This is a genomic window from Streptosporangium sp. DT93 (assembly GCF_049844535.1).
Lineage (GTDB): Bacteria > Actinomycetota > Actinomycetes > Streptosporangiales > Streptosporangiaceae > Streptosporangium.
On record NZ_JBNCLF010000004.1, the window covers coordinates 108,424 to 130,729 of the forward strand.

Annotated in this window: 21 protein-coding genes; 7 read left to right on the plus strand and 14 right to left on the minus strand. The window is 72.8% G+C overall.

Going from position 1 to position 22,306, the window contains the following annotated elements:
* Window positions 1-183: 183 nt before the first annotated feature.
* From ACLQ2R_RS10895 to ACLQ2R_RS10920, 6 genes are all read right to left on the minus strand, one after another.
* The gene (locus ACLQ2R_RS10895) at window positions 184-1,149 is read right to left on the minus strand and encodes an ABC transporter substrate-binding protein (RefSeq protein WP_425959274.1); all 966 of its coding nucleotides are present in this window, start codon (window positions 1,147-1,149) and stop codon (window positions 184-186) included.
* Window positions 1,150-1,579: 430 nt separating this feature from the next.
* The gene (locus ACLQ2R_RS10900; protein ID WP_425959275.1) at window positions 1,580-2,431 is read right to left on the minus strand and encodes a Gfo/Idh/MocA family protein; all 852 of its coding nucleotides are present in this window, start codon (window positions 2,429-2,431) and stop codon (window positions 1,580-1,582) included.
* The gene (locus ACLQ2R_RS10905) at window positions 2,428-3,249 is read right to left on the minus strand and encodes an SDR family NAD(P)-dependent oxidoreductase (RefSeq protein ID WP_425959276.1); all 822 of its coding nucleotides are present in this window, start codon (window positions 3,247-3,249) and stop codon (window positions 2,428-2,430) included. Before ACLQ2R_RS10905 ends, ACLQ2R_RS10900 begins: the two co-directional genes overlap by 4 nt.
* Before the next feature lie 164 nt (window positions 3,250-3,413).
* On the minus strand, window positions 3,414-4,616 hold the full coding sequence (locus ACLQ2R_RS10910; RefSeq protein ID WP_425959277.1) for a cytochrome P450: 1,203 nt from the start codon (window positions 4,614-4,616) through the stop codon (window positions 3,414-3,416).
* Entirely contained in the window at window positions 4,613-5,704 is a 1,092-nt protein-coding gene (locus tag ACLQ2R_RS10915) for a phosphotriesterase family protein (RefSeq protein ID WP_425959278.1), read from the minus strand. The genes ACLQ2R_RS10910 and ACLQ2R_RS10915 overlap by 4 nt, the downstream gene beginning before the upstream one ends.
* Window positions 5,697-6,476, minus strand: coding sequence for a phytanoyl-CoA dioxygenase family protein (locus tag ACLQ2R_RS10920; protein WP_425959280.1), 780 nt, complete (start codon window positions 6,474-6,476; stop codon window positions 5,697-5,699). The genes ACLQ2R_RS10915 and ACLQ2R_RS10920 overlap by 8 nt, the downstream gene beginning before the upstream one ends.
* A gap of 171 nt (window positions 6,477-6,647) precedes the next feature.
* Here ACLQ2R_RS10920 and ACLQ2R_RS10925 point away from each other — a divergent pair, with 171 nt between their 5' ends.
* Together ACLQ2R_RS10925 and ACLQ2R_RS10930 are read left to right on the plus strand one after the other, a co-directional pair.
* Window positions 6,648-7,562, plus strand: a complete 915-nt coding sequence (locus ACLQ2R_RS10925; protein WP_425959281.1) for a TIGR03621 family F420-dependent LLM class oxidoreductase — start codon at window positions 6,648-6,650, stop codon at window positions 7,560-7,562.
* 127 nt (window positions 7,563-7,689) lie between these two features.
* Window positions 7,690-8,301 carry a histidine phosphatase family protein gene (locus ACLQ2R_RS10930; RefSeq protein WP_425959282.1) on the plus strand — a complete coding sequence of 204 codons (612 nt, stop codon included), beginning with the start codon at window positions 7,690-7,692 and terminating at the stop codon, window positions 8,299-8,301.
* 45 nt (window positions 8,302-8,346) lie between these two features.
* Here ACLQ2R_RS10930 and ACLQ2R_RS10935 read toward each other — a convergent pair whose 3' ends face one another.
* The 4 genes from ACLQ2R_RS10935 to ACLQ2R_RS10950 form a co-directional block, all read right to left on the minus strand.
* Window positions 8,347-9,132, minus strand: a complete 786-nt coding sequence (locus ACLQ2R_RS10935; RefSeq protein WP_425959283.1) for a hypothetical protein — start codon at window positions 9,130-9,132, stop codon at window positions 8,347-8,349.
* Window positions 9,133-9,410: 278 nt separating this feature from the next.
* The gene (locus tag ACLQ2R_RS10940; protein WP_362803356.1) at window positions 9,411-9,668 is read right to left on the minus strand and encodes a hypothetical protein; all 258 of its coding nucleotides are present in this window, start codon (window positions 9,666-9,668) and stop codon (window positions 9,411-9,413) included.
* A gap of 122 nt (window positions 9,669-9,790) precedes the next feature.
* Window positions 9,791-10,027 (minus strand): DUF397 domain-containing protein, encoded by a 237-nt coding sequence (locus ACLQ2R_RS10945; RefSeq protein WP_386232247.1) that lies wholly within the window; start codon window positions 10,025-10,027, stop codon window positions 9,791-9,793.
* Complete coding sequence (locus ACLQ2R_RS10950) at window positions 10,028-10,888, minus strand: helix-turn-helix domain-containing protein (protein ID WP_425959671.1); 861 nt, start codon at window positions 10,886-10,888, stop codon at window positions 10,028-10,030.
* Window positions 10,889-11,073: 185 nt separating this feature from the next.
* Here ACLQ2R_RS10950 and ACLQ2R_RS10955 point away from each other — a divergent pair, with 185 nt between their 5' ends.
* The 3 genes from ACLQ2R_RS10955 to ACLQ2R_RS10965 all read left to right on the plus strand — a co-directional run bounded on the left by ACLQ2R_RS10955 (window position 11,074) and on the right by ACLQ2R_RS10965 (window position 15,612).
* Window positions 11,074-11,628, plus strand: coding sequence for an ATP-binding protein (locus ACLQ2R_RS10955; RefSeq protein WP_425959672.1), 555 nt, complete (start codon window positions 11,074-11,076; stop codon window positions 11,626-11,628).
* Between the two features lie 315 nt (window positions 11,629-11,943).
* Entirely contained in the window at window positions 11,944-14,340 is a 2,397-nt protein-coding gene (locus tag ACLQ2R_RS10960; protein ID WP_425959284.1) for a helicase-associated domain-containing protein, read from the plus strand.
* A gap of 414 nt (window positions 14,341-14,754) precedes the next feature.
* Entirely contained in the window at window positions 14,755-15,612 is an 858-nt protein-coding gene (locus ACLQ2R_RS10965; RefSeq protein ID WP_425959285.1) for an ABC transporter ATP-binding protein, read from the plus strand.
* Here ACLQ2R_RS10965 and ACLQ2R_RS10970 read toward each other — a convergent pair.
* On the minus strand, window positions 15,602-17,260 hold the full coding sequence (locus ACLQ2R_RS10970) for a DUF885 domain-containing protein (protein WP_425959286.1): 1,659 nt from the start codon (window positions 17,258-17,260) through the stop codon (window positions 15,602-15,604). The two genes, ACLQ2R_RS10965 and ACLQ2R_RS10970, sit on opposite strands and share 11 nt — an antisense overlap.
* Before the next feature lie 78 nt (window positions 17,261-17,338).
* On the opposite strand from ACLQ2R_RS10970, the gene ACLQ2R_RS10975 reads away from it, so the two are divergent.
* A complete protein-coding gene (locus ACLQ2R_RS10975) occupies window positions 17,339-17,659 on the plus strand; it encodes a GroES family chaperonin (protein WP_386232223.1) in 321 nt (106 codons plus the stop codon).
* Window positions 17,660-17,755: 96 nt separating this feature from the next.
* On the opposite strand, the gene ACLQ2R_RS10980 is transcribed toward ACLQ2R_RS10975, so the two are convergent.
* The 3 genes from ACLQ2R_RS10980 to ACLQ2R_RS10990 form a co-directional block, all read right to left on the minus strand.
* Window positions 17,756-18,787, minus strand: a complete 1,032-nt coding sequence (locus ACLQ2R_RS10980; RefSeq protein ID WP_425959287.1) for a hypothetical protein — start codon at window positions 18,785-18,787, stop codon at window positions 17,756-17,758.
* A 309-nt stretch (window positions 18,788-19,096) separates the two neighbouring features.
* Window positions 19,097-19,975 carry an ABC transporter permease gene (locus ACLQ2R_RS10985; RefSeq protein ID WP_425959289.1) on the minus strand — a complete coding sequence of 293 codons (879 nt, stop codon included), beginning with the start codon at window positions 19,973-19,975 and terminating at the stop codon, window positions 19,097-19,099.
* On the minus strand, window positions 19,972-21,012 hold the full coding sequence (locus ACLQ2R_RS10990; RefSeq protein ID WP_425959290.1) for an ATP-binding cassette domain-containing protein: 1,041 nt from the start codon (window positions 21,010-21,012) through the stop codon (window positions 19,972-19,974). The genes ACLQ2R_RS10985 and ACLQ2R_RS10990 overlap by 4 nt, the downstream gene beginning before the upstream one ends.
* Window positions 21,013-21,149: 137 nt before the next feature.
* On the opposite strand from ACLQ2R_RS10990, the gene ACLQ2R_RS10995 reads away from it, so the two are divergent.
* Window positions 21,150-21,920, plus strand: a complete 771-nt coding sequence (locus ACLQ2R_RS10995; RefSeq protein WP_425959291.1) for a TetR/AcrR family transcriptional regulator — start codon at window positions 21,150-21,152, stop codon at window positions 21,918-21,920.
* Window positions 21,921-22,306 lie beyond the last annotated feature (386 nt).

Below are 22,306 nucleotides of genomic sequence, written 5' to 3' on the forward strand. Positions count from 1 at the left end.
CGGTGCCGGTTTCGGTGCCGGTTTCGGTGCCGGTTTCGGTGCCGGTGCCGGTGCCGACGTCAGTCCCGACATCGGTGCTGGTTTCGGTGCCGGTGTCCGCGTCGACGCCGGTGCCGGTCCCGGCGTCGGTACGGGTGCCGCGCGTTCCCGGGGGACGCGGGAAGGGGTCGGTCACTTAGAGGGTCACCCGCCGGCCGCGGCCTTCTGGACGGCGTCGCCGACCTGCCTGGCCAGGTCGGCGACACGCGGCCCCCAGCGGGAGGCGATGTCGTCGTCGAGCGGGACCACCCGGTCGTTCTCGATCGCCGACAGCTTGGACCAGCCCGGGCGCTTGGCGAGCGTGTCCTTGGACTGGCCGCAGCACTTGGTGTCGCCCAGGAAGATCAGGTCGGGGTCGGCCTGGGCCACGAACTCGGCCGAGAGCTTGGGGTAGCCTCCGGCCGCGTCGGGGGCCTTGTCGGCGATGTTGGTCAGGCCGAACAACCCGTAGACCTGACCGATGAACGTGGTGGACGTGGCCGCGTAGGGGGTGACGTCCAGCTCGTGGTAGTAGGTGAGCTTCGTGTCCTTGGGCGCGGTGGCGGCGACCTCGTCGAGCTGCTTGCGCATCCCGGCGACGAGCTCGGCGGCCCGGTCCACGTTGCCGGTGGCGGCGCCGAGGTCGGTGATCTGGTCGTAGGCCTCGTCCAGCTTGGTGGCGGCGGGCTCCAGCAGCACGGGGACGCCCACCTTGCCCAGCGCGGCCACGAGGCTCTCGGTGTCGTTGGCGATCACCACCAGGTCGGGCTTCCTGGCGACGATGGCCTCCACGTTCGGCTTGAAACCGGACAGGTCGCTCCTGGGCGCGTCGGCGGGATAGGTGGACTGGTCGTCCACGGCGACCACCTGCGGGCCGGCGCCGATGGCGAACAGGCTCTCGGTGGCGGTCGGGGAGAGCGAGACGATCCGCTCGGGCCTGCGCGCCACGGCGACGGGGCCGTTGCCCGCCTGGACGGTGACGGGGAAGCTCACCGCCGCCGAGGGGGTGGAGGCCGCTCCTGCCGAGGGGGTGGTCGCGGCCGGGGAGGCGGCGGGAGTGCTCTGGCCGCATCCGGCCAGGGTCAGTGCGGCGAGCAGGGCACCGGCGAGGGCGCTGCGTACGGGCCTCACACGAGGTCCTTTCAGTTGCCGGAACCGAGAGACCCGGTGGGGACGGGTCACCCTTTTCCACGAGGGTCGACGACGTCGACGCGGCGGAGGCGACCTGGCTCGACCCCCGGGGAGGCCATGACAGTTGCGGGACAGCGCCGGACTCACACCGGACTTCGCTCAGCTACGCGTCGAACGAACGGTATCAATCCCTCCGGCCGCCCCGGTGTCACGGTCCCCGGTCGCCCCGGCGTCCCGGCCCTCGGCCGTCCCGGTATCACGGTCACCCCGGTCACCCCGGTGCCACGACCCTCGGCCGTCCCGATGTCACGGCCCTCGGCCGTCCCGGTGTCACGGCCCTCGGCCGTCCCGATGTCACGGCCCTCGGCCGTCCCGGTGTCACGGCCTCCCGGCCTCCCGGCCCTTCCGGCAGGACCGCCCCGCCGTGCTCTCAGCCGAGCTGCTCCTCGGCGGCGGCGATGATCTCCTGCAGGCGCAGGCCGTGCGCGGCGTCCAGCGGATGCCCGCCCCGCCGTACGGTCAGCGCGAACTCCGCCAGCATCAGGGAGAAGGCGTCGGAGCCGAGCCGGGTGTCGTCGAGGGACTCGCGGCCCAGCCGGCCGTAGATCTCCACCTGGGAGGGCGGGACCTCGCCCGGCACGCTCATGCACAGCGACGCCTCGCTGACCGCGCCGGTCTCGTGTTCCAGCAGCAGCCCGACCCAGCCCAGCGGGTTGCCGTGCGCGCGGACCCCGACGACCTTGCCGAGCGCCGCGTCCAGCATGTCGATCATGTGCGGGCCCACGTCGAGGATCGCGCCGCGCTCCAGCCGCCAGGAGGTGGCGAAGTCCCCGCCGAGCATCGCGCCGGAGACGTTGGCCGCCCGGCCGCCGAACGGTTCGAGGGCCGAGACCCTCGCCAGGAAGGCGCGGGTGGCGGGCGAGTAACGCCAGGTGAGGACCATCTGCGAGGGTACGCCCGCCTCGGCGATCGCCTCGGCCAGCCGGCGGGCCCCGTCCAGGTCGGCGGCGAGCGGTTTCTCCAGCAGCAGCGCCTTGCCCGCCTTGGCGGCGAGCACGCCCAGCTCGGCCTGGACCGCGGGCGGGACGGAGAACGCCACGGCCTCGCAGTTGTCGAAGAGCTCCTCGATGCGTTCGAAGACCGGGGCCCCGAACCTGGCCGCGGCCTCGGGGCGGCGTGCCCACACACCTGCCAGACGCGTGTTCGGACCGGCCGCGAGCATCGGCGCGTGCACCATCTCGGCCCATGGTCCGGCGCCCACCAGACCCACAGATAACGTCACCGATCCAGTCTCGCACGCTCCCACACCCTGATCGCGTGCTCGGGCCGATGCGCCGTGGTCCCGCTGTCGAGCACGATCGTCTGGCCGGTCACGCACCGCGCCTCGTCCGAGACGAGGAAGGCGGCCAGCGCGGCCACGTCGTCCGGTTCGGCCGGCCACGGCAGGAGGCGTTCCGCGGCCTTCTCGGCCAGGCGCTCGGGCGGCATCGCCTCGCGTGCCGCGTCGGTCATCACCAGGCCGGGGGCGATCGCGTTGCAGCGGATGCCGCGCGAGCCGTACATGGTCGCGACGTAGCGGGTGAAACCGGTCAGGGCCGCCTTGGAGGTTCCGTAGGCGGCGTGGTCGGCGGCGCCGACCAGCCCGGAGACCGAGGAGGTCAGCACGATCGCGCCGCCGTCGCGCATCACCGGGACGGCGTGCTTGACCATGAGCATCGCCCCGCGCACGTTGACCGCCATGGTGCGGTCCCATACCTCGACGGCCAGGTCGAGCACGTCCCGGTCGCGGCCGTAGACCTCGCGGTCCAGGCAGGCGGCGTTGGAGTGCAGCACGTCCAGCGGGCCGAACGAGGCGGTCAGCTCGGACACGGCGGCCCTCACCTCCGCCTCCTGGGACACGTCGCACCGGAGCGCGCAGGCGGTGCCGCCGGCGGACCTGATCTGCCCGGCGACCCGGCGCGCCCCGGCGATCCACAGGTCGGCGACCCCGACGAGGGCTCCCTCCGCGGCCAGCCGCCGCGCGGTCGCCGCGCCGATCCCGGAGGCCGCCCCGGTGACCAGTGCCACCCGGCCGGCCAGCCTGCCGCCCGGTCCTCCCACCGGTCTTCCGAGCGGTCTTCCCGCCGGCCTCTCCGCCCGCCTCTCCGCCGGTCTCCTCATCGGTCCGCCCGCGGGTTCCTCCGCCGGCCCACCAGCCGGCTCCTCCGCCGGCCCACCAGCCGGCTCCTCCGCCGGTCCGCCCGAAGGTCCGTCGCCGGGGCGCGTCACCATTCGACCTCCAGCGCGGTCAGGCCACGGCCGACGATCGACGTACGGTAGGCGACGGGCGGCGCGCCCGGTGCCAGGCGCAGTCGCGGCAGGCGCTCGCCCAGCACCTCCAGCGCGGTGCGCAGCTGCAGGCGGGCGAGCGCGGCCCCCACGCAGAAGTGGATGCCGTACCCCAGCGTCATGTGCGCGTCGGCGTTGCGGCGGGCGGGGCGGAACTCCTCAGGCGCGTCGAAGACGTCCTCGTCGTGGGCGGCGGAGTCGGTGGAGAGCAGGCAGAGCGAGCCCTCGGGGATGGTCACCCCGTGCAGCTCCACGTCGGCGGTGACGTGGCGGAACGAGCCGAGGCTGGCGCCGTCGATGCGCATGCACTCCTCGACCGCGGTGCGCAGCAGCTCCGGCGGGACCGGCCAGACCTCCTCGCGCAGCAGCCGCAGCACGCTGTTGCCGAGCTGGTTGGGCACGGTGTCGTTGCCGCCGAGCAGGATCGTGGAGATCAGCTCGACGACCTCGCGGTGCGAGAGCTCGGTGCCGATCAGCGAGGTCATCAGCGAGACGAAGTCGTCCCGGGGCTCGGCGGCACGCGCGGCGACCAGACGGTCGACGTAGTCGAGGTAGGCCAGGAAGCTCCCGGCCAGCGCGAGCTGGCGCTCGGGCGGCTGCGGCGACAGAAAGAGCTGGAACCAGTCCCTGACGTGTTCCCTGACGAAGTCCTCGTCCTCCTCGGGCACGCCGATGAAGCGGGCGGTGAGCCTGGCCGAGGGCACGTGCGCGATCTCCGCGACCAGGTCGGCGCCGCCGTGCGGGGCCACCCGGTCGAGCACCTCCTCGTTCAGGTCGCGGAAGCGCCGTTCCATCGCGGCGACGGCACGCGGGGTGAAGGCGCGCGAGACCGAGCGGCGCAGCCGGGTGTGGGCCGGCGGGTCCACGTTGGCGACGAAGCTCGACAGGAACGAGCCGTGCTCGCCCAGCACCCGCCGGGTCTCGGCGGCGAGGCTGCGCGAGATGGTCAGCGAGCCCTCCGACGAGAACCGCCGGGGATCGCCGTAGGCGGCGCGCACGTCCCCGTACCTGGTCAGGACGTGGGCGTCCAGGTGCTCGCTGCGGAACACCGGGTGCTCGCGGCGGAGCCTGCGCAGGAAGTCGTAGGGGGCGGCGACGTGCCAGGCCGCGCCGACGTCGAAGTCCTCAGCGGTGATCATGACGTGCCTCCGGGTACGGCCCCGCGCGTCTCGCGCCGGGTGAGGATCGCGCGGGGGTTGGCGACGAGCATCCGGTCGATCTGCTCCGGGGTGACGCCCCGCCTGCGGAGCTCGGGCAGCACGTCCCTGGAGATGTGGAGCAGGTGGTAGTTCGGGTGGCGGCGCCGCACGACGTCGGCGTCGAAGCGGTCGTTGAAGCAGTAGGAGTCGTGGGAGAGCACCATCCGGTCCGCGTGGCCGCGCGCGGCGAGCTCGGCGACGACGGCCACCCGGTCCTCGAACGGGCTGATCGTCTCGATGCCGAACCGGTCCATGCCCAGGTAGGAGCCGTTGGCGATGAGCTCCTCCAGGTAGGCGAGGTCGGTGGAGTCGCCCGCGTGACCGATGACGACCCTGGACAGGTCCACCCCCAGCCCCGCCAGCAGCCGCTGCTGTTCCAGGCCGCCGCCGGAGGCGCTGTGGGAGTGGGTGGAGATCGGCACCCCGGTCTCCAGGTGCGCCTCGGCGACCGCGCGGAACACCCGCTCACAGCCCTTCGTCATGCCGAGGTGGTCGCTGGCGCACTTCAGCACACCGGCCTTCACACCGGTACGGCCGATCCCCTCGGCGATGTCCCGGACGAAGAACTCGGCCAGCCGGTCGGGGCCGCCGAAGAGCGAGCCGGGCCCGCGGTTGCCGAAGTAGGGCGGGAGGGCGTCGTAGGTGTACAGGCCGGTGGCGGCCACGATGTTGACCTCGGTCAGCTCGGCCACCCGCTGCACGGCGGGCACGTGGCGGCCCAGCCCGACCACGGTCAGGTCGACGATCGTGTCGATGCCGTGCCGTTTGAGGTCGTCCAGCCTGGCCGCGGCCTCCCGGGCGCGCCGCTCCTGCTCCCACCCCTCGGGGATGTCGGGCCAGTTCCACAGGATCTCCGGGCTGAGGCCGAAGACGTGCTCGTGCATGAGCGTCGCCCCCGGGTCCGCGACCCTGCCGGCGACCGTCTCCACGCCCGCCCCCGCGCCGTCCGGCATGCCGATCCCCGTCCCCGATCCGGTGCCCGTGCCCGTGCCCGTGTCCGCCGGCGTGCCCGCCGCCCGCTCACGCATGGGCGACGACGGGGAACCTCGGGTGCTCGAACGGGCGGTTGACGACCAGCCCCAGGCCGTCGGTCTGCCCGTACGGCGTCCCGGTGTAGAGCGCGTCCGCGTCGAAGTAGGTCACCGTGAACGAGAGCCGGGCGCTGTCCCCGCTGTTGGCGGGGGCGCCGTGCACGGTCAGCGCGTGGTGCACGGTCGCGTCCCCGGCGGCGAGGTCCAGCGGCGGGGAGGCCTCCCGTTCCTCGAGCCAGGGATGCTGGGCGAACTGGTCGTCGCCGTCGCGGGTGAAGGAACGGCCGAGCAGCCCGTGGCGGTGGGAGCCGGACAGGAACCGCAGCGAGCCCATGCCGGCGGGCACGTCCACCAGCGCCAGCCAGACCGTGATCATGGCCGAGCGGTCCATCGGCATCCACGGGAAGTCCTGGTGGAACGCGGTGGCGCCGTGCCCGCCGCCCGGCTCCTTGATCAGCAGGTTGGTCACCTGGATGCGCACCCGGCTCACCCCGCGCAGCAGCCGGGTGGCGCCGCGTCCGAGGGCGGGGGCCGCGGCGAGGTCGCGGAAGTACGCGTCGGTCTCGGCGACGTCCCTGGACTGGCCGAACGCCCGGTCGACCATCGAGGTCACCGCGCGCGAGCGCTCGGCCAGACGCTCCAGGGCCCGGTCGCGGAGCAGGGCCACGTGCCCGGGGTCGACCAGGCGCGGCAGCACCGCCCAGCCGTTCTCGGCGAAGAAGGCGACCTCGTCGTCGGTCACGTCCCGGACCGGGGTGTCGTCAGCCATGGCCCCAGTGTCGAACCTCACCCGCGAATAAAGCAAGCGCTTGGTAAAGATGCCGGGCGTCGCCCGGGACCGCCCGTCGAGGCGCCCGAAGCGGATCACGCGCCGGGCTTCCCGGCCCGGGGTGCCGCGCCTATGCTTATCAAGCGCTTGGCCTGAATAAGGGGACATCCGATGGACCGTCCGTTCCGGTTCGCCGCCGTGATCCGTGAGGCCCGCTCGGCCCGGGAGTGGGCCGAGAAGGCGCGCCGCCTGGAGGACTCGGGCTTCGACGTCCTGCTCGTCCCCGACCACCTGGTCGGTCCCCGTTTCGCGCCGGTCGCGGCGATGACCGCGGCCGCCTGCGCCACCAGGCGCCTGCGGGTCGGCACCCTGGTCTTCGCCAACGACTTCCGCCACCCCGCGGTGCTCGCCAAGGAGGCCGCCACCGTCGACCTCCTCTCGGAGGGACGGCTGGAGCTCGGCCTCGGCACCGGCTGGATGGCCGCCGACTACGCCTCCACCGGGCTGGCGTTCGAGCCGCCCCGGGTCAGGGTGGACCGGCTGGCCGAGGCGATCGCCGTGCTCAAGGGCCTGTGGGCGGGCGGGCCCTTCACCTTCCACGGCGAGCACTACCGGATCACCGAGCTGGACCAGAGCCCCGCGCCGTGGAGCCGTCCCCACCCCCGGCTGCTGCTCGGCGGCGGCGGCCCGCGCCTGCTCGGGCTCGCCGCCCGCGAGGCCGACGTGATCAACCTGGGCATGCGGGTACGCGCCGACGGCACCGGCCCCGACGGCACGGACGGCGGGCAGGCCGCCTTCCTGGCCAAGATCGACGTGGTACGGCGGGCGGCCGGTGACCGCTACGACCGGATCGAGCTGGGCACCAGCGTCCAGCAGGTCGGCATCCGCAGGCGCGGCGAGCCGTGGAGCGCCGCGGACTCCTCCCGCCAGGACGACACCCCCCAGGTGCTGCTCGGCACCCGCCGCGACATCGCCGACAAGCTCCGCCACTGGCGCGACACCCACGACCTGTCCTACTTCGTGCTCCACCACGAGCGCGACCTCGACGCCTTCACCCCGGTCGTGCAGGAACTCTCCGGCCGCTGACCCCGCCGCCGGCCCCCTCCCGCCACCTGCCTCGGGACAGGCGCCCTCACCGCGGTCCCGGACGGGTGCGGGACACCGGCGATCCCCTGCCGCCCTCCCGGCCCCGTCCGACGCCATGATGGGCGTCATGAAACAGATGACGCTGCTGCGGCACGGCGAGACCGAGTGGAGCCGGGACGGCCGGCACACCGGGCGTACCGACCTGCCGCTCACCGCCAAGGGCGAGGAGCAGGCGCGCGGGCTGGCCCCGCTGGTGGTGGACCGGGCGTTCGATCTCGCCCTGGTCAGCCCGGCCCTGCGCGCCAGGGACACCGCCCGGCTGGCCGGTCTGGACGCCTGCGAGACCGAACCGGATCTGTGGGAGTGGGACTACGGCGGTTACGAGGGCATCACCACCGCCACGATCCGCGAGACCCGTGCGGGCTGGTACCTGTGGCGCGACGGCGTCGTCCCCGGTGACGCGGACCACCCCGGCGAGAGCGCGGCACAGGTCGGCGCGCGGGCGGACCGGGTGATCGCCCGCGCCACGGCCGTCGACGGTGACGTGGTGCTGGTCGCGCACGGGCACTACCTGCGGGTGCTGTGCGCCCGCTGGCTCGGCCTGCCGCCCGAGGACGGCCGGCTCTTCCGGCTGGACACCGGGACCTACTCCCGGCTCGGCTTCGAGCACGGCGAGCCGGTCGTCCTGGCCTGGAACGCGCCCCTCGCGACGGCGCCCGTCGGCAGGGCGCCCGTCTGAGCGGTCGCCCTCCGGCGGGTCGCCCCAGCGTCCCGGTGGACCCCGTCAGAACCGGGCCGGAGGGGCGGTACGGGCGAGCGGGGAGAGGCGGGAGCCGGGGAAGGGGGCCAGCAGGGTCTCCCGCCACGGCCCGGCGAGGAACTCCCTGGCCCGCCTGCTCCAGTCGAGCAGCCGCCCGTCCGCCTCCACCTCGTCGTCCAGGCCGAGCGCGGCGTCCCTGGAGCGCTGCAGCGCCAGGTGGTCGTCCAGCGTCATGCCCCAGACGGTGACGACCTCGGTGTCGCAGAAGAGCACCTCGTACAGGCCGACCGGGCGGTGACCGTGGTCTGCGAGGACGGGCGCGCGCTCCGCGCGTACGGCGTCGAGGTAGTCGAGCGCGGCTCCGGGCCGCACCTGGGCACTCTCGAACAGGTAGAACGGGGCCGCGTAGCCCTCGGCGACCAGGTCGGCGAGGGCGGGGCTGCCGTGGACGGCGCCCAGCGGCCGGGAGAAGGCGGAGAAGCGCAGGTCGTCGATGTCGGAGAGGAACAGCCGGGCGTCGACGCCGTCGTAGATGTCCATCATCTGCCGCCAGCCGCCGTCCCAGCCTCCGTGGCAGTCCCAGAGCGTGACGGCCCTGAACTGGGGATGGCCGGTGATGCCGACGGCGTAGAAGGCGCCCACCAGGTCGATGTCGCGGGACCTGATCGACAGTCCCTCGGTCAGCTCGGGGGCGTCGCGCTCCTCGTCCTGGCGCTTGTAGCCGGTCAGCCAGGTCAGGTACTCCAGCGGCCTGCGGGAGTTCATGGGCCGGAAGTCGACCTCCTCGACCAGGTAGATGCCTCGCCGCACGGTGAACGCCTCCTTGACCCAAGCGAATGCTTGGTTGGCACACTAGCCGAGGAGGATCATGTCGTACAGGGCGAGGCCCGACCCGGGGCGAGGCCCCGCTCGGAGCAGGGTCCGGCTCAGGAATACCCGGCTCACGGCAGGGTTCCGCTCAGGAATGCCCGGCTCGGGGCGGAGTCCGGCTCAAGGGGTATGATCCGAGAGGTCCGGCTCAAGGGGCCTGGTGCAAAAGGTCCGGCTCACGATGTCCGGTTCAAGGGGTGCTACCGGGAAGGTCCGGCTCAGGCCGCGGCGGCGGCCGGTTGGGGCCCGCGGCCGGTCAGCCATTCGAGGACCTTGCGGTGGCCGTGGCAGGCGTCCTCGAAGTGTCCCCATCGCCAGTACCTCGGCTGGTCGCGCACTCCGGTGACCCATGTGCGATAGGACACCGGAGTGGGCGCACCCTCCCCCGTGGCGGCCGAGGCGACGCCGTAGGTACGGATCACGACGCGCCCGCCTGGCGCGATCAGCACGTCGTCGGCCACCGGATACAAGGTCATCTGGTCCAGCACGTCTGAGCCCCCAATCACTGTGAGCTCGAACTCTTCCGTGCCGGCCCACTTCCCCGGTTACACCACCGGCGCGGCGCGGTTAACCGGACCGCCCCGATGTAAAAACGGCGTTACACCGTGAGACCGTCGAACTCCCCGTCCTTCACCCCGAGCACCAGGGCGCGGATCTCGTCCCGGGTGTAGATCAGGGCCGGACCCTCGGGGAAACGCGAGTTGCGGACCGCGATGCTGCCGTCCGACAGTTCGGCCAGCTCGACGCAGTTACCCGTCGAGTTGCTGTAGCGGCTCTTGCGCCAGCTGGCCCCGGCAAGGTCAGTGGCGGGCATACCGTTGTAGGTCGGCTTCATTTACATCTCTCTGAGAAGGTCGCCGAGGATCTCGGCGGTGCCCCCGGGCGTGGTGCTTTCCACGCACAACTGCTCCATGGCCGTGAGGTATGGATCGATGTCCTCACGCTTGTCCAGGTAGAGGGCACCCCAGAGCTGCTCGACATAGACGACGTCCGACAGGTCGGACTCGGGAAACCGCAAGATGCTGAACGCACCACCCTCAGCCGCGTGCATGCCGAACCGGAAGGGCATCACCTGAAGGGTGATGTTGGGAAGTGTGGCCACCTCCAGCAGGTGCTGGAGCTGCTCACGCATGGTCTCCTTGCCTCCGATGGGACGCCTCAGGGCCGCCTCGTCGATGACCGCCCACAACCGGGGGCCGTCCTTCTTCGTCAGGCGATCCTGCCGCTGCATGCGCATGTGCACACGACGTTCGATCTCCGCGTCCGGCACGTCCGGGTAGCCCAGCCGGATCACGGTGCGCGCGTAGGCGGACGTCTGCAGCAGACCGGGAACGAACTGCACCTCGTAGGTGCGGATCATGTTCGTGGCCTCCTCCAGCCCCACGTAGGTGGTGAACCAGTGCGGCAACAGGTCGCCGTACTTGTGCCACCAGCCGGGGGTGTTCGCCTCGCGGACCATCTCCAGCAGGCCGCGCCGTTCCGCGTCGTCGAGAACGCCGTACAGGGTGAGTAGGTCTTCCACGTCACGTGTCTTGAAACCGACACGGCCGAGCTCCATACGGCTGATCTTGGACTCCGAGGCGCGGATGTGGAATCCGGCCGCCTCGCGGGCGAGCCCCTTCTCCTCACGCAGCCGGCGCAGGCTCGCACCGAGCATGATGCGCCGGACTGTGGAACCGGTACCGGGCGGATCCATGGACACGTAGTGCTCCTCGCTCGCTTTCCTGGATCGACAGTCTGTCACTTCGCGGCCTAAGAATCCCTGGCCGCGGACAAGATCCCCTTTCGCGCGATTTGGCCCAATCATGGGTAACGGTAGCGGTTGCACAGGTCTTATGCACGTGCATTCGCCCTTGCACCTGCACGGGAGTTTGCACCATGATGGCGGCTGTGCAGTCCGCCCAAACCGCGCCCCCCCGAGCCTCCACGTCCTGGACGACCCTTGACTGGTGGCCCCCCGCAGGATGGTGGCCCGACTCCGCCCGCGATCTGCTTCCCGGATCTCCCGCGGTCACGGCCAGCGCCACCTTCGTGCTCCCCCCGTACGCCGAGTCCGTCCACTCCGCCCGCAACTTCGCGACCGGCACCCTCACCGGCTGGAGTCTCGGCGAGCTGAGCGAGAACATGGAGCTGGTCGTCTCCGAACTGGCCACCAACGCCTTCAGGCACGGCCTGCGGCTGGCCGAGTCCCGCGCCAGGGAGCCGATCCGGCTCTCCCTGCTCCGCCGGGGCGCGACGGTCGCCTGCACGCTCAACGACCCCGGGGCCGGATTCCCCTCGCTCCGCACCCCCTCCGCCCTCGACATCGGCGGCCTCGGGCTGCACATCGTCGAGTCCCTGAGCCTGCGCTGGGGCTGGGCACCGCTGGCCCCCTACGGCAAGATCGTCTGGGCCGTCCTGCGGACCGGCCACCACGAGGGGCCCGACCGGCCGTGACCGCGCTTCCGCCGCCGCCTCCCCTGCGTCCCGCCACCTGAGTTCCGCGCCCTCGACGTCCGTCACCTCCGTGACGTCGAGGCCCTGCCGGCCCCCTCCTGACGGCGCCGCTCCTCCTTCCCCCGGACGGCGCCCGCCGTTCCCGGAACCGCCCCCTCCCGCCCGGCGGTCCCGGGAACGGCCGGAACCGGACGGGGGCCGTGATAACGCGGCGCATTCTGCGCGGTAGACACCGTCAGAGATGCCCTCTGCATTACCGTGGATGTTTATGGCTCACGGAGAGTCCCCGCGCGAGATTCCTGAAAGAGCTGCGAGATGGACGATCACCTGCTCGGCTGGTTGAAAACCCTCGACGAAGAACGGCTCGCCCGAGTTCTGGCCAACCGGCTGGACGCCATCGCCCCGCCGTGGCCGCGCCGCCTGGACACCCTGGCGCAGCGACTGGGCAACGGTTTCGCGGTGATGGAGGTCATGCGCGGCCTCCCGCTGCCCTCGCTGGAGGTGGCGCAGGCGTCGCTGGCCCTCGGTGAGCAGGCCGATCCGGCCGCGGTGGCACGCTTTCTGGGCGTGCCCGAGCCGGAGGTGACGCCCTGGCTCGACCTGTTGTTCGACCACGCGCTGGCATGGCCGGACGGTGAGGGACGCATCCGCGTGGCCGAGGGGGTCGCCCGGTGGTGGGCGGCGCCCTGCGGGCTCGGCGAGCCCCTCCCCCACTACCTCAACTCCTGGACGGTCAGCGCCGACGCGCTGCGCGGCCTGGCCAGGTCCCTCGGCCTGCCGAACGGCCCCAAGCGCCGCGTGATCGGCAGGATCGGCGAGATCCTCTCCGACCCCGCGCGGGTGGCCGCGCTGCTGGAGAGGGCGCCGGAGGGCACCGCGCGGCTGCTCGACGCGTTCGCCTGGGACGGCCCGGTCCGCGACGTGGAGGGCGGCAGGTTCGTGGTGCCCGGGGCCCCGGAGAAATGGGCCGCCGACCACGGGCTGCTGTTCCGCCCGAGCTGGAACGTGGCCGAGATGCCCCGGGAGGTGGCGCTCGCGCTGCGAGGGCCCGACTACCACCCGCCGTTCACGCCCGTCCCGCCCGACCTGGCCACCATGCCGGTGGATCCCGAGGCGGTCGACCACCTGATGACGCTGGCCGCCCCGCACGTGGTGGAGCGCTGCGCCGCCATGCTGGAGAACACCGCGAAGTCCCCGCTGCCCCTGCTCAAGGCGGGTGGCGTCGGCGTGCGCGAGGTCCGGCGGGTGGCCAGGGACACCGGCTGCGACGAGGACGAGACCCGGCTGCTGCTGGAGGTCTGCGCGGTGGCGCGGCTGCTGGCCTGGGACGAGCCGGCCGGCGGGCTGGTGCCCACCGAGAAGTTCGACCGCTGGCGGCTGGACGACGCCGCGGCCAGGCTGCGGGTGCTGCTCTCGGCGTGGTGGCGGATGGAGCGCTCGTCGCTGCGCAAGGTCGCCGGCAAGTACGGCACGGTGCTCGGCGACGACCCCGCCGGGGCCATGGTGGCCCGCGCCAGGCGGGCGGTGCTCGGCGTCCTGGCCCGGCTGCCCGCCAGCACCGCGTGCACCGACCGCGCCGGGCTGGTCAGGTCGGCGCACTGGCACGCCCCCCTGCTGGACCGGTCGCTGCTGGCCGAGTGCGCCCCCGCCGTGCTGGAGGAGGCCAGGATGCTCGGGCTGGTCGCCCTCGACACGATCACCGACCTCGGCCGCGCCCTGGCCGGGCTGGACGCCTTCCCCGGCGACGAGATCGACGACTGCACCCCGCTGGTGGAGAACGACCCGATGCTGGTCGAGTGCTCCGTCAGGGCGCTGGCCAGCGTACGGCGCAGCGCGCTCTTCGGCGCCGACCTCACCGCCGTCGTGACCGGCCCCCCGGCCGGTGAGCTGGCCGAGCTGCTGGATCGCACCGCCGAGCGCGAGTCGCGCGGCGCCGCCTCGGTCTGGCGGTTCACCCCGGCCAGCGTGCGCCGCGCCATGGACGCCGGCTGCACCGCCGACGGCCTGCTGGCCGACCTCGCCGCGGTGGGCACCGTCCCGCAGCCTCTGGAGTACCTGGTGCACGACGTGGCCAGACGGCACGGCGAGGTGACGGTGACCACGGTCGCCTGCATCGTGCAGGCCTCCGACCCGGTGCTGCTCGCCGAGATCGCCGCGCACCGGCGGCTGGGCAGGCTGGGCCTGCGGCTGCTGGCCCCGACCGTGCTGGCCAGCTCGGAGCCCGCCGACAGGACCCTGGCCGCGCTGCGGGAGAACGGCTACGCGCCGGTGCCCGTCTCCGACACCGGGGAGATCACCATCCGCCGCGCCCGGGTGGAGGAGCCGCAGAACGGGCGGCTGATCCTGCTGCCCGGGGGGCGGGTGGCAGAGTTCGAGCAGCCCGCGTACCCGCTGGTGGAGCCGCCGCCCGACCCGCGCGAGCACGCCCAGCGCCTGCTGGGCGCCGAGGACGAGGCCGCCCAGCCCGGCGGCAGGACGTGGGCGGTCATCGGCCGCATGGCCTCCCGGCTGCCGACCGCGCAGCAGTCGCTGCTCGGGTTCGTCGTCGACCGCGGGGTACGGGCTGCCATCACGCTGGCCGACGGCCTGACTGCCACCATCAGCCACGGCGAGCTGCGCAGCGGCGTGCTCGACGCGTGGTGCGAGGAGGCGGGCGACTATCTGGAGTTCCCGCTGGCTGACATCGTCGAGGTGCGCGGCTCCTTCGCCTGACCCGGTCCCGCGCGATCCGCGCGATCCGCCCGTTCCACAAGAGATCCGCGCGATCCGCCCGTTCCACAAGAGACCCGCGCGATCCGCCCGTTCCGCAAAAAACCCGGACGACCCGTGTGACCCGCGTCCCGTCCGTCACGATCTTCTGGCGTGACGTGGTCGACATCCGCGGCGAACCTCGCCTCGCCACGACGACGCCGTCCCCCGCCCCGGCATGACGGATGGCGACATCCATTACTCCAAAGGCTAGGCTCACCTTAATGACCTTTTCATTAGATTAGCCTTGCCTTACCAAGGCCGACGGAGAAGGAGGGCGGCGCCGGCGCTGATCGCACCGGCCCGGTCGCCGGCGGGAGTCACGACCGCCGCCATCGGCGGCCTTTACCTGGTGTTTCTCCTCAGGAGGGAACGACGTTGAGACTGTACGGCACCGGGCTGACGCTCTCGTACGACAAGCGCGTGGTCGCCACCGACCTGGACGTCACGATCCCCGACGGGTCGTTCACGGTCATCATCGGCCCCAACGCGTGCGGCAAGTCCACGATGCTGCGCGCCCTGGCCCGCATGCTCAAGCCGCGCGCCGGGGCGGTCCACCTGGACGGGAGCGTGATCACCTCGCTGCCCTCCAAGGAGGTGGCGCGCAGGCTGGGCCTGCTGCCGCAGAGCTCGATCGTGCCCGACGGCATCACGGTCGCCGACCTGGTGGGCCGGGGCCGCTACCCGCACCAGCGGATGATGCGCCAGTGGTCGCGCGAGGACGAGGTCGCGGTGGCCGCGGCCATGAGGTCGACCGACGTGACCGAGCTGGCCGACCGCTGCGTCGACGAGCTCTCCGGCGGTCAGCGCCAGCGCGTCTGGCTGGCCATGGCCCTGGCCCAGGAGACCCCGATCCTGCTGCTGGACGAGCCGACCACGTTCCTCGACATCGCCCACCAGATCGAGGTCCTGGACCTGTGCGCCGACCTGCACGAGCAGGGCAGGACCATGGTGGCCGTGCTGCACGACCTGAACCAGGCCTGCCGCTACGCCACCCACCTGATCGTGATGCGCGACGGCCGGATCGTCGCGGAGGGCGACCCGGCCTCCATCGTCACGGCCGACCTGGTGCGGGAGGTCTTCGAGCTGCGCTGCGAGATCATCGAGGACCCGCAGAGCGGCACCCCGCTGATCGTCCCCGAGACCCGGCGCCGCGCCGGCGTGCCCGCCACCGCCACGGCGTTCACCGCACCGGCGCCGAAGACACCGGCGGCACCGGTGCCGTTCAGGGCGTAGCGCCGACAGGGCCCTCCATGGCGACCCGGCGCGCCAGGCCCAGCGGGAGGCCGCCGGAACCGGCCAGCGTGTCGTGGAAGGCGCGCAGGTCACCGCGACCGGCCGCCAGGTAGTCGTCGCGGATGCGGTCGATCTCCAGGGCGCCGGTCAGGTAGGACGGCGCCTGGGTGGGCCACGCGCAGTAGCGGTTCACCTCGCCCACGGCCGTGCCGTGGGGCAGCGAGGAGCGCGTGGTCATGAACTCCTCGGCCTGCTCGACCGTCATGTCGCCGCAGTGCAGCGAGGTGTCGACGATGATGCGGGCCGCCCGGAACAGCCGGAAGTCCAGGTGGGCCAGCTCCTGGGCGGGGGTGGTGAAGTACCCCTGCTCGGCCATGAGCCTCTCCACGTACAACCCCCAGCCCTCGGCGAAGTACGGGGTGCGCAGCAGCTTGCGCGCCCGGCGGGGGTTGTCCGCCACCCAGGACAGGTGCCAGTGGTGGCCGGGGTAGGCCTCGTGAACCGCGATGGAGGGCATCTGCGCCCTGGCGTTGCCGCGCAGCCGGTGGCGGACCTGCTCCTCGGTGAACGACGACGGGGTGAACGGCACGAAGAAGTGCCCGATCCGCGAGGTCGACAGCGGCGGGGGCGACATGTAGGAGGCCACGGCGATGATGGGCCGCTGGAACTCCGGCGACGGGACGACCCGGCACTCCTCTCCCCGGGCGAAGGTCACCAGGCCGCGCTCCCGGACGAACTCCCTGGCGCGTTCGGTCTCGGCCTCGTACTCGGCGCGCATGGCCTCCAGCGTCGGCGCGTGGTCGTCCTGCAGCGCGGTGACGGCGGCGTGCCAGTCACCGGAGCCGCCGTCCAGCCGGGCGGCGACCTCGCGCATCCGCGCGTCCAGCTCGTCGTAGGCGGCCCGTCCCCGCTCCAGCAGCTCGCCGGCGCCGTAGCCGAGCATCTCCCGCTCGCGCAGCAGGGTGGAGTACAGCTCCTCCCCCATCCGCCAGGTGCCCTCCGCCCGGAAGCCCTCCAGGAACCCCACCAGCTCGTCGAAGGCCGCCGCCGCGGGCTCGGCCGCCTCGGCCAGGCGTGCGCGCAGGACCTCGTCCCCGACCTGGCCGGGAACCGTCCCGGTGAGGAAGGCCCGGGCGGTCCGCGCCTGGCCGAGCCCCCGCTCGACGAGCAGGGGGGCGGCCAGCGCCGGGTCGAGGTTGGCACGGCAGGCCGCCAGGACGTCCGGCACCTCGGCCAGCCGTGCGACGGCCGCGTCCACCAGCTCGTCCTCGCCCGCGAGCCGCTGCAGGAACGGGCCGAACATGGAGGAGAAGACGGGGCCCACGTAGGCGGCCGGGTCCCGCCTCCAGAGCGGCCAGGCCTGGTAGGCGACCTCGCCGCGCAGCGTGGACACGACGAGCTCCCTGTCGATCTCGTCGTCGAAGTCCCCGGGATCCCCGGGATTCCCGCCGTTCGCGGTGGCTCCGGCGGGCGGCGCCTGGAGTCTCTCCAGCCAGTTGCGCGCCTCCCGCTCCTGGGCCAGGAGGCCCTCCTCGGTGAAGTCCCCCAGGGTTCTGTCGTACCCCCGGGCCCCGGCGAGGGAGGCGTAGACGGGATTCGCGGTCAGATACCAGTCGAGAAAGCCGTTCACCAGCTCGGGAGACGTCATGACGCCGGATACTACTGGGCGGACCCCTTCTCACGCGGACGAGCCGGTACGACTCCGGCGTTCCCATAAACTGCATCTGTGGGCGACCCCAAGTTCGAGATCCAGATGCTCCACGACCGTGTGATGGTCAAGGTCGAGCAGGAGTCCGAGGAACGGCGCAGCACCGCGGGCATCGTCATCCCGGCGACGGTGAAGATGGCCAACCGCCTGGTCTGGGGAGAGGTCTGCGGTGCGGGCCAGAACGTCCGCGCGGTCAAGGTCGGCGACAAGGTCCTGTTCAACCCCGAGGAGCAGTACGAGGTCGAGGTGCACGGCCAGATCTACCTGGTCATGCGCGAGCGGGACCTGCACGCCATCGCCACCCCCCAGACCGACAACGGCACCGGCCTGTACCTGTGAGGACCGTCCGGCGCCGAGGGCACCGGGAGATCGTCCGCTTCCCCGGGGACGGCCGCGACCGGGACGGCGGATCAGGCGTTCCGCGCGACGTGCCGGTCAGCGGCGGGTGTACCCCAGGTAGATCTTGGCGTTCCAGTCGGCGGCGGCGAAGGCCGCCAGCACCCGGGTGACCTTGCCCTGGAGGGTGGACAGCACCACCTGGTAGTGCCCCCCGGAGGGGATGACGGCGATGAACTGCTTCTCGTCCCACCACCCCCACAGGGCCTTCGGCCGGATGCCGGGCACCTTGGCCGCGAGCCTGCCCGAGGTGCGGTCCCACACGCAGACGTGCTCGGTGTAGGTGGACGGGCACCAGGTCATCAGGCTCCGGCCCGAGGGGGTGAAGGCGTCCTCCCCTCCGGCGGGCCTGCCGGTCTTGGTCAGGGTGCGGCGGACCGCCCCGTCCTGGCCGTAGAAGCGGGTGCCGCCCTGGTACTCGGCCACCACGTCGGAGCCGTCGGAACTCCAGCGGAACCGCGCGGCCTTGTCGACCTTGGCCACGATCGTCGGCTTGGCGGTCCTCGCGGAGGCGTCGACGATCACGAAGCCCGAGGTGACCCACGCCGAGCCGCTCTTGCGCTGGACGGTCAGCACCGCCTTGCGGCCGTCGCGGCTCCAGTGCGCGTGGTGCGCGACGAGCGGTTTGCGCACCGTACGGATCACGATGCCCTTGGAGGCGGCCAGGTCGAGCAGGACGGCCGTGTCGTAACCGCTCCGGTAGGAGGTGGGCACCGCGAGGGCCTTGCCGCCCTTGGGGGCGACCGTGATCTCCTGATAGGTGCTCTGCCGGGTGAACCCCGCACCCCGGCGCAGGTAGGTCGTCCTGCCCAGCGAGTAGGACGACACCTTGAGCGCGTCGGCGGCCTGCTCCCTGAGGGTGACCCGGGTGCCGGGCAGCACGATGTCGGCCGCGGCCGCGGGAGAGGCCGCGGAGGAACGCGCGGACGGCGCCGGGGCGGCTTCGGCGGTCGTCCCGGTGACCGTAGCGGCGGCGTCGGCGGCCGCCGGGAGGGGCGGGGCGAGCACGACCGGCAGGGTCAGGGCGACGAGACAGCCGAGCAGTCGGCGGATACCAGGAGTCACGGGCACTGCGGCATCCTAAGTCGGAAATCGCTCAAGATCGCGATCTAGAACGAAAGGGTTAGAACAGGTGTGGAAGCGGCCTTCCGGGGTGAGGAATACCGGAAGGCCGCTTCTCCGGCACCGCACCGGCGCCTGCCGTGCCGACGCCTTGCCGGTGTCGTGCGATGCCGGTGCCGTACGGTGCCGATTTCACGCCCGTGCGAGGCCGATGTCGTGCCGGTGCCGTACGGTGCCGATTTCACGGCCGTGCGAGGCCGATGTCGTGCCGGTGCCGTGCGGTGCCGGCCAGGACGCTCCGGCCGGCGTGCGCGTGTCTCAGTCCCCGAGCCTGCGGAACGTACGGGCCGACAGCGGCAGGAAGACCGCGATCAGCAGCAGCGGCCAGATCACCGCCATCGGCGTCGCGTGCTGCGCGGCCCAGGACTCCCCCACCCGGCCGGGGTCGCCGAGGAGCCCCCTGACGGCGGTCGCGGTCGCCGAGAGCGGGTTCCACTCCGCGACGGCGCCGAGCCAGGAGGGCATGGTCGCCGGATCGACGAACACGCCCGACAGGAATCCCACCGGCCAGACCAGGATCTGCACGGACGTCACCGTCTCCGGCCCGCCCGCGACCAGGCCGACGAGGATGCCCACCCAGAGCAGGGCGAACCTGAGCAGCAGGAGCAGGCCCACCGCCGCGAGCGTGCCCTCCGGTCCGCCCCCGGGCCGCCAGCCGAGCAGCAGCCCGGCCGCGAACAGGACGGCCAGCCCGACGGCCGAGTCGAGCATGTCGGCGATCCCGCGGCCCATGACGACCACGGAGGAGTTCATCGGCATCGAGCGGAACCGGTCGGTCACACCCCTGGACGCGTCGGTGGTGACCGCCGTCATCGTGGCCTCCAGGCCGAACAGCATGGCCATGGCGAACATGCCGGGGACGAGGAAGTCGATGTAGTCCCCCGTACCGGAGCCGCCCGTGCCCGGGCCGCCGATGGCGCCGCCGAACAGGCCGCCGAACATCAGCACCATCAGGACCGGGAAGAACCAGCCGACGACGACCGGTCCCGGCCGGTGGACCCAGTGCCGCAGGTCCCGCAGGGCGATCGTCCAGGAGTCGGTGACCACGCGGGCCGCGCGGGTCGCCCGGGTCGGCCGGGTCGGCCGGGTCGGCGGGAACCCGCCGGAGGAGGCCGGTACGGGGGTCGTGAGGCTCATCGGGACACCCTCCCTTCGGCGACGGGGACGGGGACGGCCGCGCCCGTACCGGCTCCCGCGGTCCGGCGGTCCTCGCCCGTCAGGTGCAGGAACACCTCGTCCAGCGTCGGGCGGCGCAGTGTGACGTCCACCGGCTCGATCCCGGCGTCGCCGAGCGCGGTGACCAGCGCGACGAGCGCCCGGGTGCGCTCGGAGACCGGGACGCCGACCCGGCAGCTCGCGGCGTCCAGGAGGACCTCGCCGGACGCGACCCGCTCCGCGATGACCCGCGTGGCCTCCGCGTCCCGGGCGTCGGCCAGGACGACGTCGATCCGGTCGCCGCCGAGGGCCGACTTCAGCTCCTCCGGGGTGCCCTCGGCGACGACCCTGCCGGCCGTGAGCATCACGATCCGGTCGGCCAGCCGGTCCGCCTCCTCCAGGTACTGGGTGGTGAGCAGCACGGTGGTCCCGGAGTCGACCAGGTCGCGCACGGCCGCCCACACCTGGCGGCGCGCGGCCGGGTCCAGGCCGGTGGTGGGCTCGTCCACGAACAGGACCGGCGGCGTCACGATGAGGCTCGCCGCGAGATCGAGCCTCCTGCGCATGCCGCCGGAGTACCCGCCGACGGGCCGGTCGGCGGCGTCGGCCAGCGAGAAGCGTTCCAGCAGCTCGTCGGCGCGGCTCCGCGCCCGCGCCGCGGGCAGGTGGTTCAGCCTGCCGAACATCACCAGGTTCTGCCGGCCGCCGAGGATCTCGTCGACCGCGGCGTACTGGCCGACCAGCCCGATGCGCTCGCGGACCCGCCCGGCGTCGGCCCGCACGTCGAACCCGGCCACGCTCGCCCGGCCCGCGTCCGGGCGCAGCAGCGTGGACAGGATCCTGACGGCCGTCGTCTTGCCCGCCCCGTTGGGGCCGAGCAGGCCGCAGACCGTGCCGGTCGCGACCTCCAGGTCGAAGCCGTCGAGCCCCGTACCCGGCGGAGCCTTCGCGTACGTCTTGCGCAGACCGTCCGCGACGATCGCGGCCCCGGCCCTCGCCGTGGCCCTCTCACGGATCACCCGTGCTCACCCGCCTTCCCGCGCCGCCCCGGCCGGAGGATCCGCCCGGCGCGACACGCAACCTACCGTATATCGTACGGTACAGCGTACGGCTCCGCTACGGTGGATGTGACGCCGAGAACCTGGAGACCGATCCCGTGAGTGCGAAGAAAGCCTCCGACGCCGACCCGGCACGCAGCCTCGCCCTCCTGTGGGGCTCGCACACCAAACCGGGCCGTTCCGGGCTGACGGTGCGCTCGATCGTCCTGGCCGCCATCGAGCTGGCCAACACCGAGGGCCTCGACGCGGTCTCCATGCGCCAGGTCGCCGAACGGCTGGAGGTGGGGACCATGTCCCTCTACACCCACGTGCCGGGCAAGGGCGAGCTGCTCGACCTCATGATCGACACCGCGTACGGGGAGCTGTACGCCGACGTGGACGCGCCGTCCCGGCAGCCCGGCGGGTGGCGGGGCGCGCTGGAGTACGTCGCCGCCCGCAACTGGGACCTGTACCGGCGCAACCCCTGGATGCTCCAGGCCCGCGACCCGCGCTCCACGCTCGGGCCCAACGCCACGCTCAAGTACGAGGCCGAGCTGCGCCCGCTGGAGGGCGTGGGGCTGTCGGACGTCGAGATGGACTCCGTCCTCACCCTGGTCCTCGCCCACGTCGAGAGCACCGCCAGGACCGGGGCCGACCTGTTGCGCGTCCAGGGGGAGAGCGGGATGACCGACAACGAGTGGTGGCTGTCCAACGCCCCGCTGCTCGAACGGTTCACCGACGCCGGACGCTTCCCGGTCGCCTCCCGCGTCGGGCAGGCGTCCGGCGAGGCGTACCAGGCGATCACCGACCCCGCCCACGCCCTCTCGTTCGGCCTGGAACGCATCCTGGACGGGGTGGCCGTCCTGATCGCGGCCCGCGAGAGCGGCTGACCGGGCGCGCGGGCCGCCGCCCAGGGCGCTGCGGGCCGGTCCGAGCGAGGGCCCGCCCTCGTCGACGGCGACCGCGGGACCGATGGCCACCGCCCAGTGGGCCGCCATCGTGTTCAGCAGGCCGCACCTTCCGGGGCCGCCGGGGTCGGGGAGCACCAGGCAGGGATCGGAGCGGGACGCGTCACGGCTCGGCCGCTCGAACCCGGCTCCTTCGTTCCTCGGCCCAGTCCCCGGCGCGGCCCACGAAGCAGTCCCAGCGTGATGTCGGCGACCGATTCGGCGATCTCGAAATCCGGCCGGCCCCTCCCCTCTCCCCAGGGACCCGGCACACGTGAAGCTGCGCCGGGAACCGACCGTGAGGCCGCGCCGGGGACTGGACCGAGGAG

Coding starts and splice junctions, on each gene's coding strand:
- ACLQ2R_RS10925 (WP_425959281.1), top strand. CDS start 6,648: ATGGACCGTCCGTTCCGGTTCGCCGCCGTGATCCGTGAGGCCCGCTCG.
- ACLQ2R_RS10945 (WP_386232247.1), bottom strand. CDS start 10,027: ATGAAGCCGACCTACAACGGTATGCCCGCCACTGACCTTGCCGGGGCC.
- ACLQ2R_RS10920 (WP_425959280.1), bottom strand. CDS start 6,476: ATGGCTGACGACACCCCGGTCCGGGACGTGACCGACGACGAGGTCGCC.
- ACLQ2R_RS10930 (WP_425959282.1), top strand. CDS start 7,690: ATGAAACAGATGACGCTGCTGCGGCACGGCGAGACCGAGTGGAGCCGG.
- ACLQ2R_RS10940 (WP_362803356.1), bottom strand. CDS start 9,668: ATGACCTTGTATCCGGTGGCCGACGACGTGCTGATCGCGCCAGGCGGG.
- ACLQ2R_RS10915 (WP_425959278.1), bottom strand. CDS start 5,704: ATGCGTGAGCGGGCGGCGGGCACGCCGGCGGACACGGGCACGGGCACG.
- ACLQ2R_RS10955 (WP_425959672.1), top strand. CDS start 11,074: ATGGCGGCTGTGCAGTCCGCCCAAACCGCGCCCCCCCGAGCCTCCACG.
- ACLQ2R_RS10910 (WP_425959277.1), bottom strand. CDS start 4,616: ATGATCACCGCTGAGGACTTCGACGTCGGCGCGGCCTGGCACGTCGCC.
- ACLQ2R_RS10970 (WP_425959286.1), bottom strand. CDS start 17,260: ATGACGTCTCCCGAGCTGGTGAACGGCTTTCTCGACTGGTATCTGACC.
- ACLQ2R_RS10950 (WP_425959671.1), bottom strand. CDS start 10,888: ATGGATCCGCCCGGTACCGGTTCCACAGTCCGGCGCATCATGCTCGGT.
- ACLQ2R_RS10985 (WP_425959289.1), bottom strand. CDS start 19,975: ATGAGCCTCACGACCCCCGTACCGGCCTCCTCCGGCGGGTTCCCGCCG.
- ACLQ2R_RS10960 (WP_425959284.1), top strand. CDS start 11,944: ATGGACGATCACCTGCTCGGCTGGTTGAAAACCCTCGACGAAGAACGG.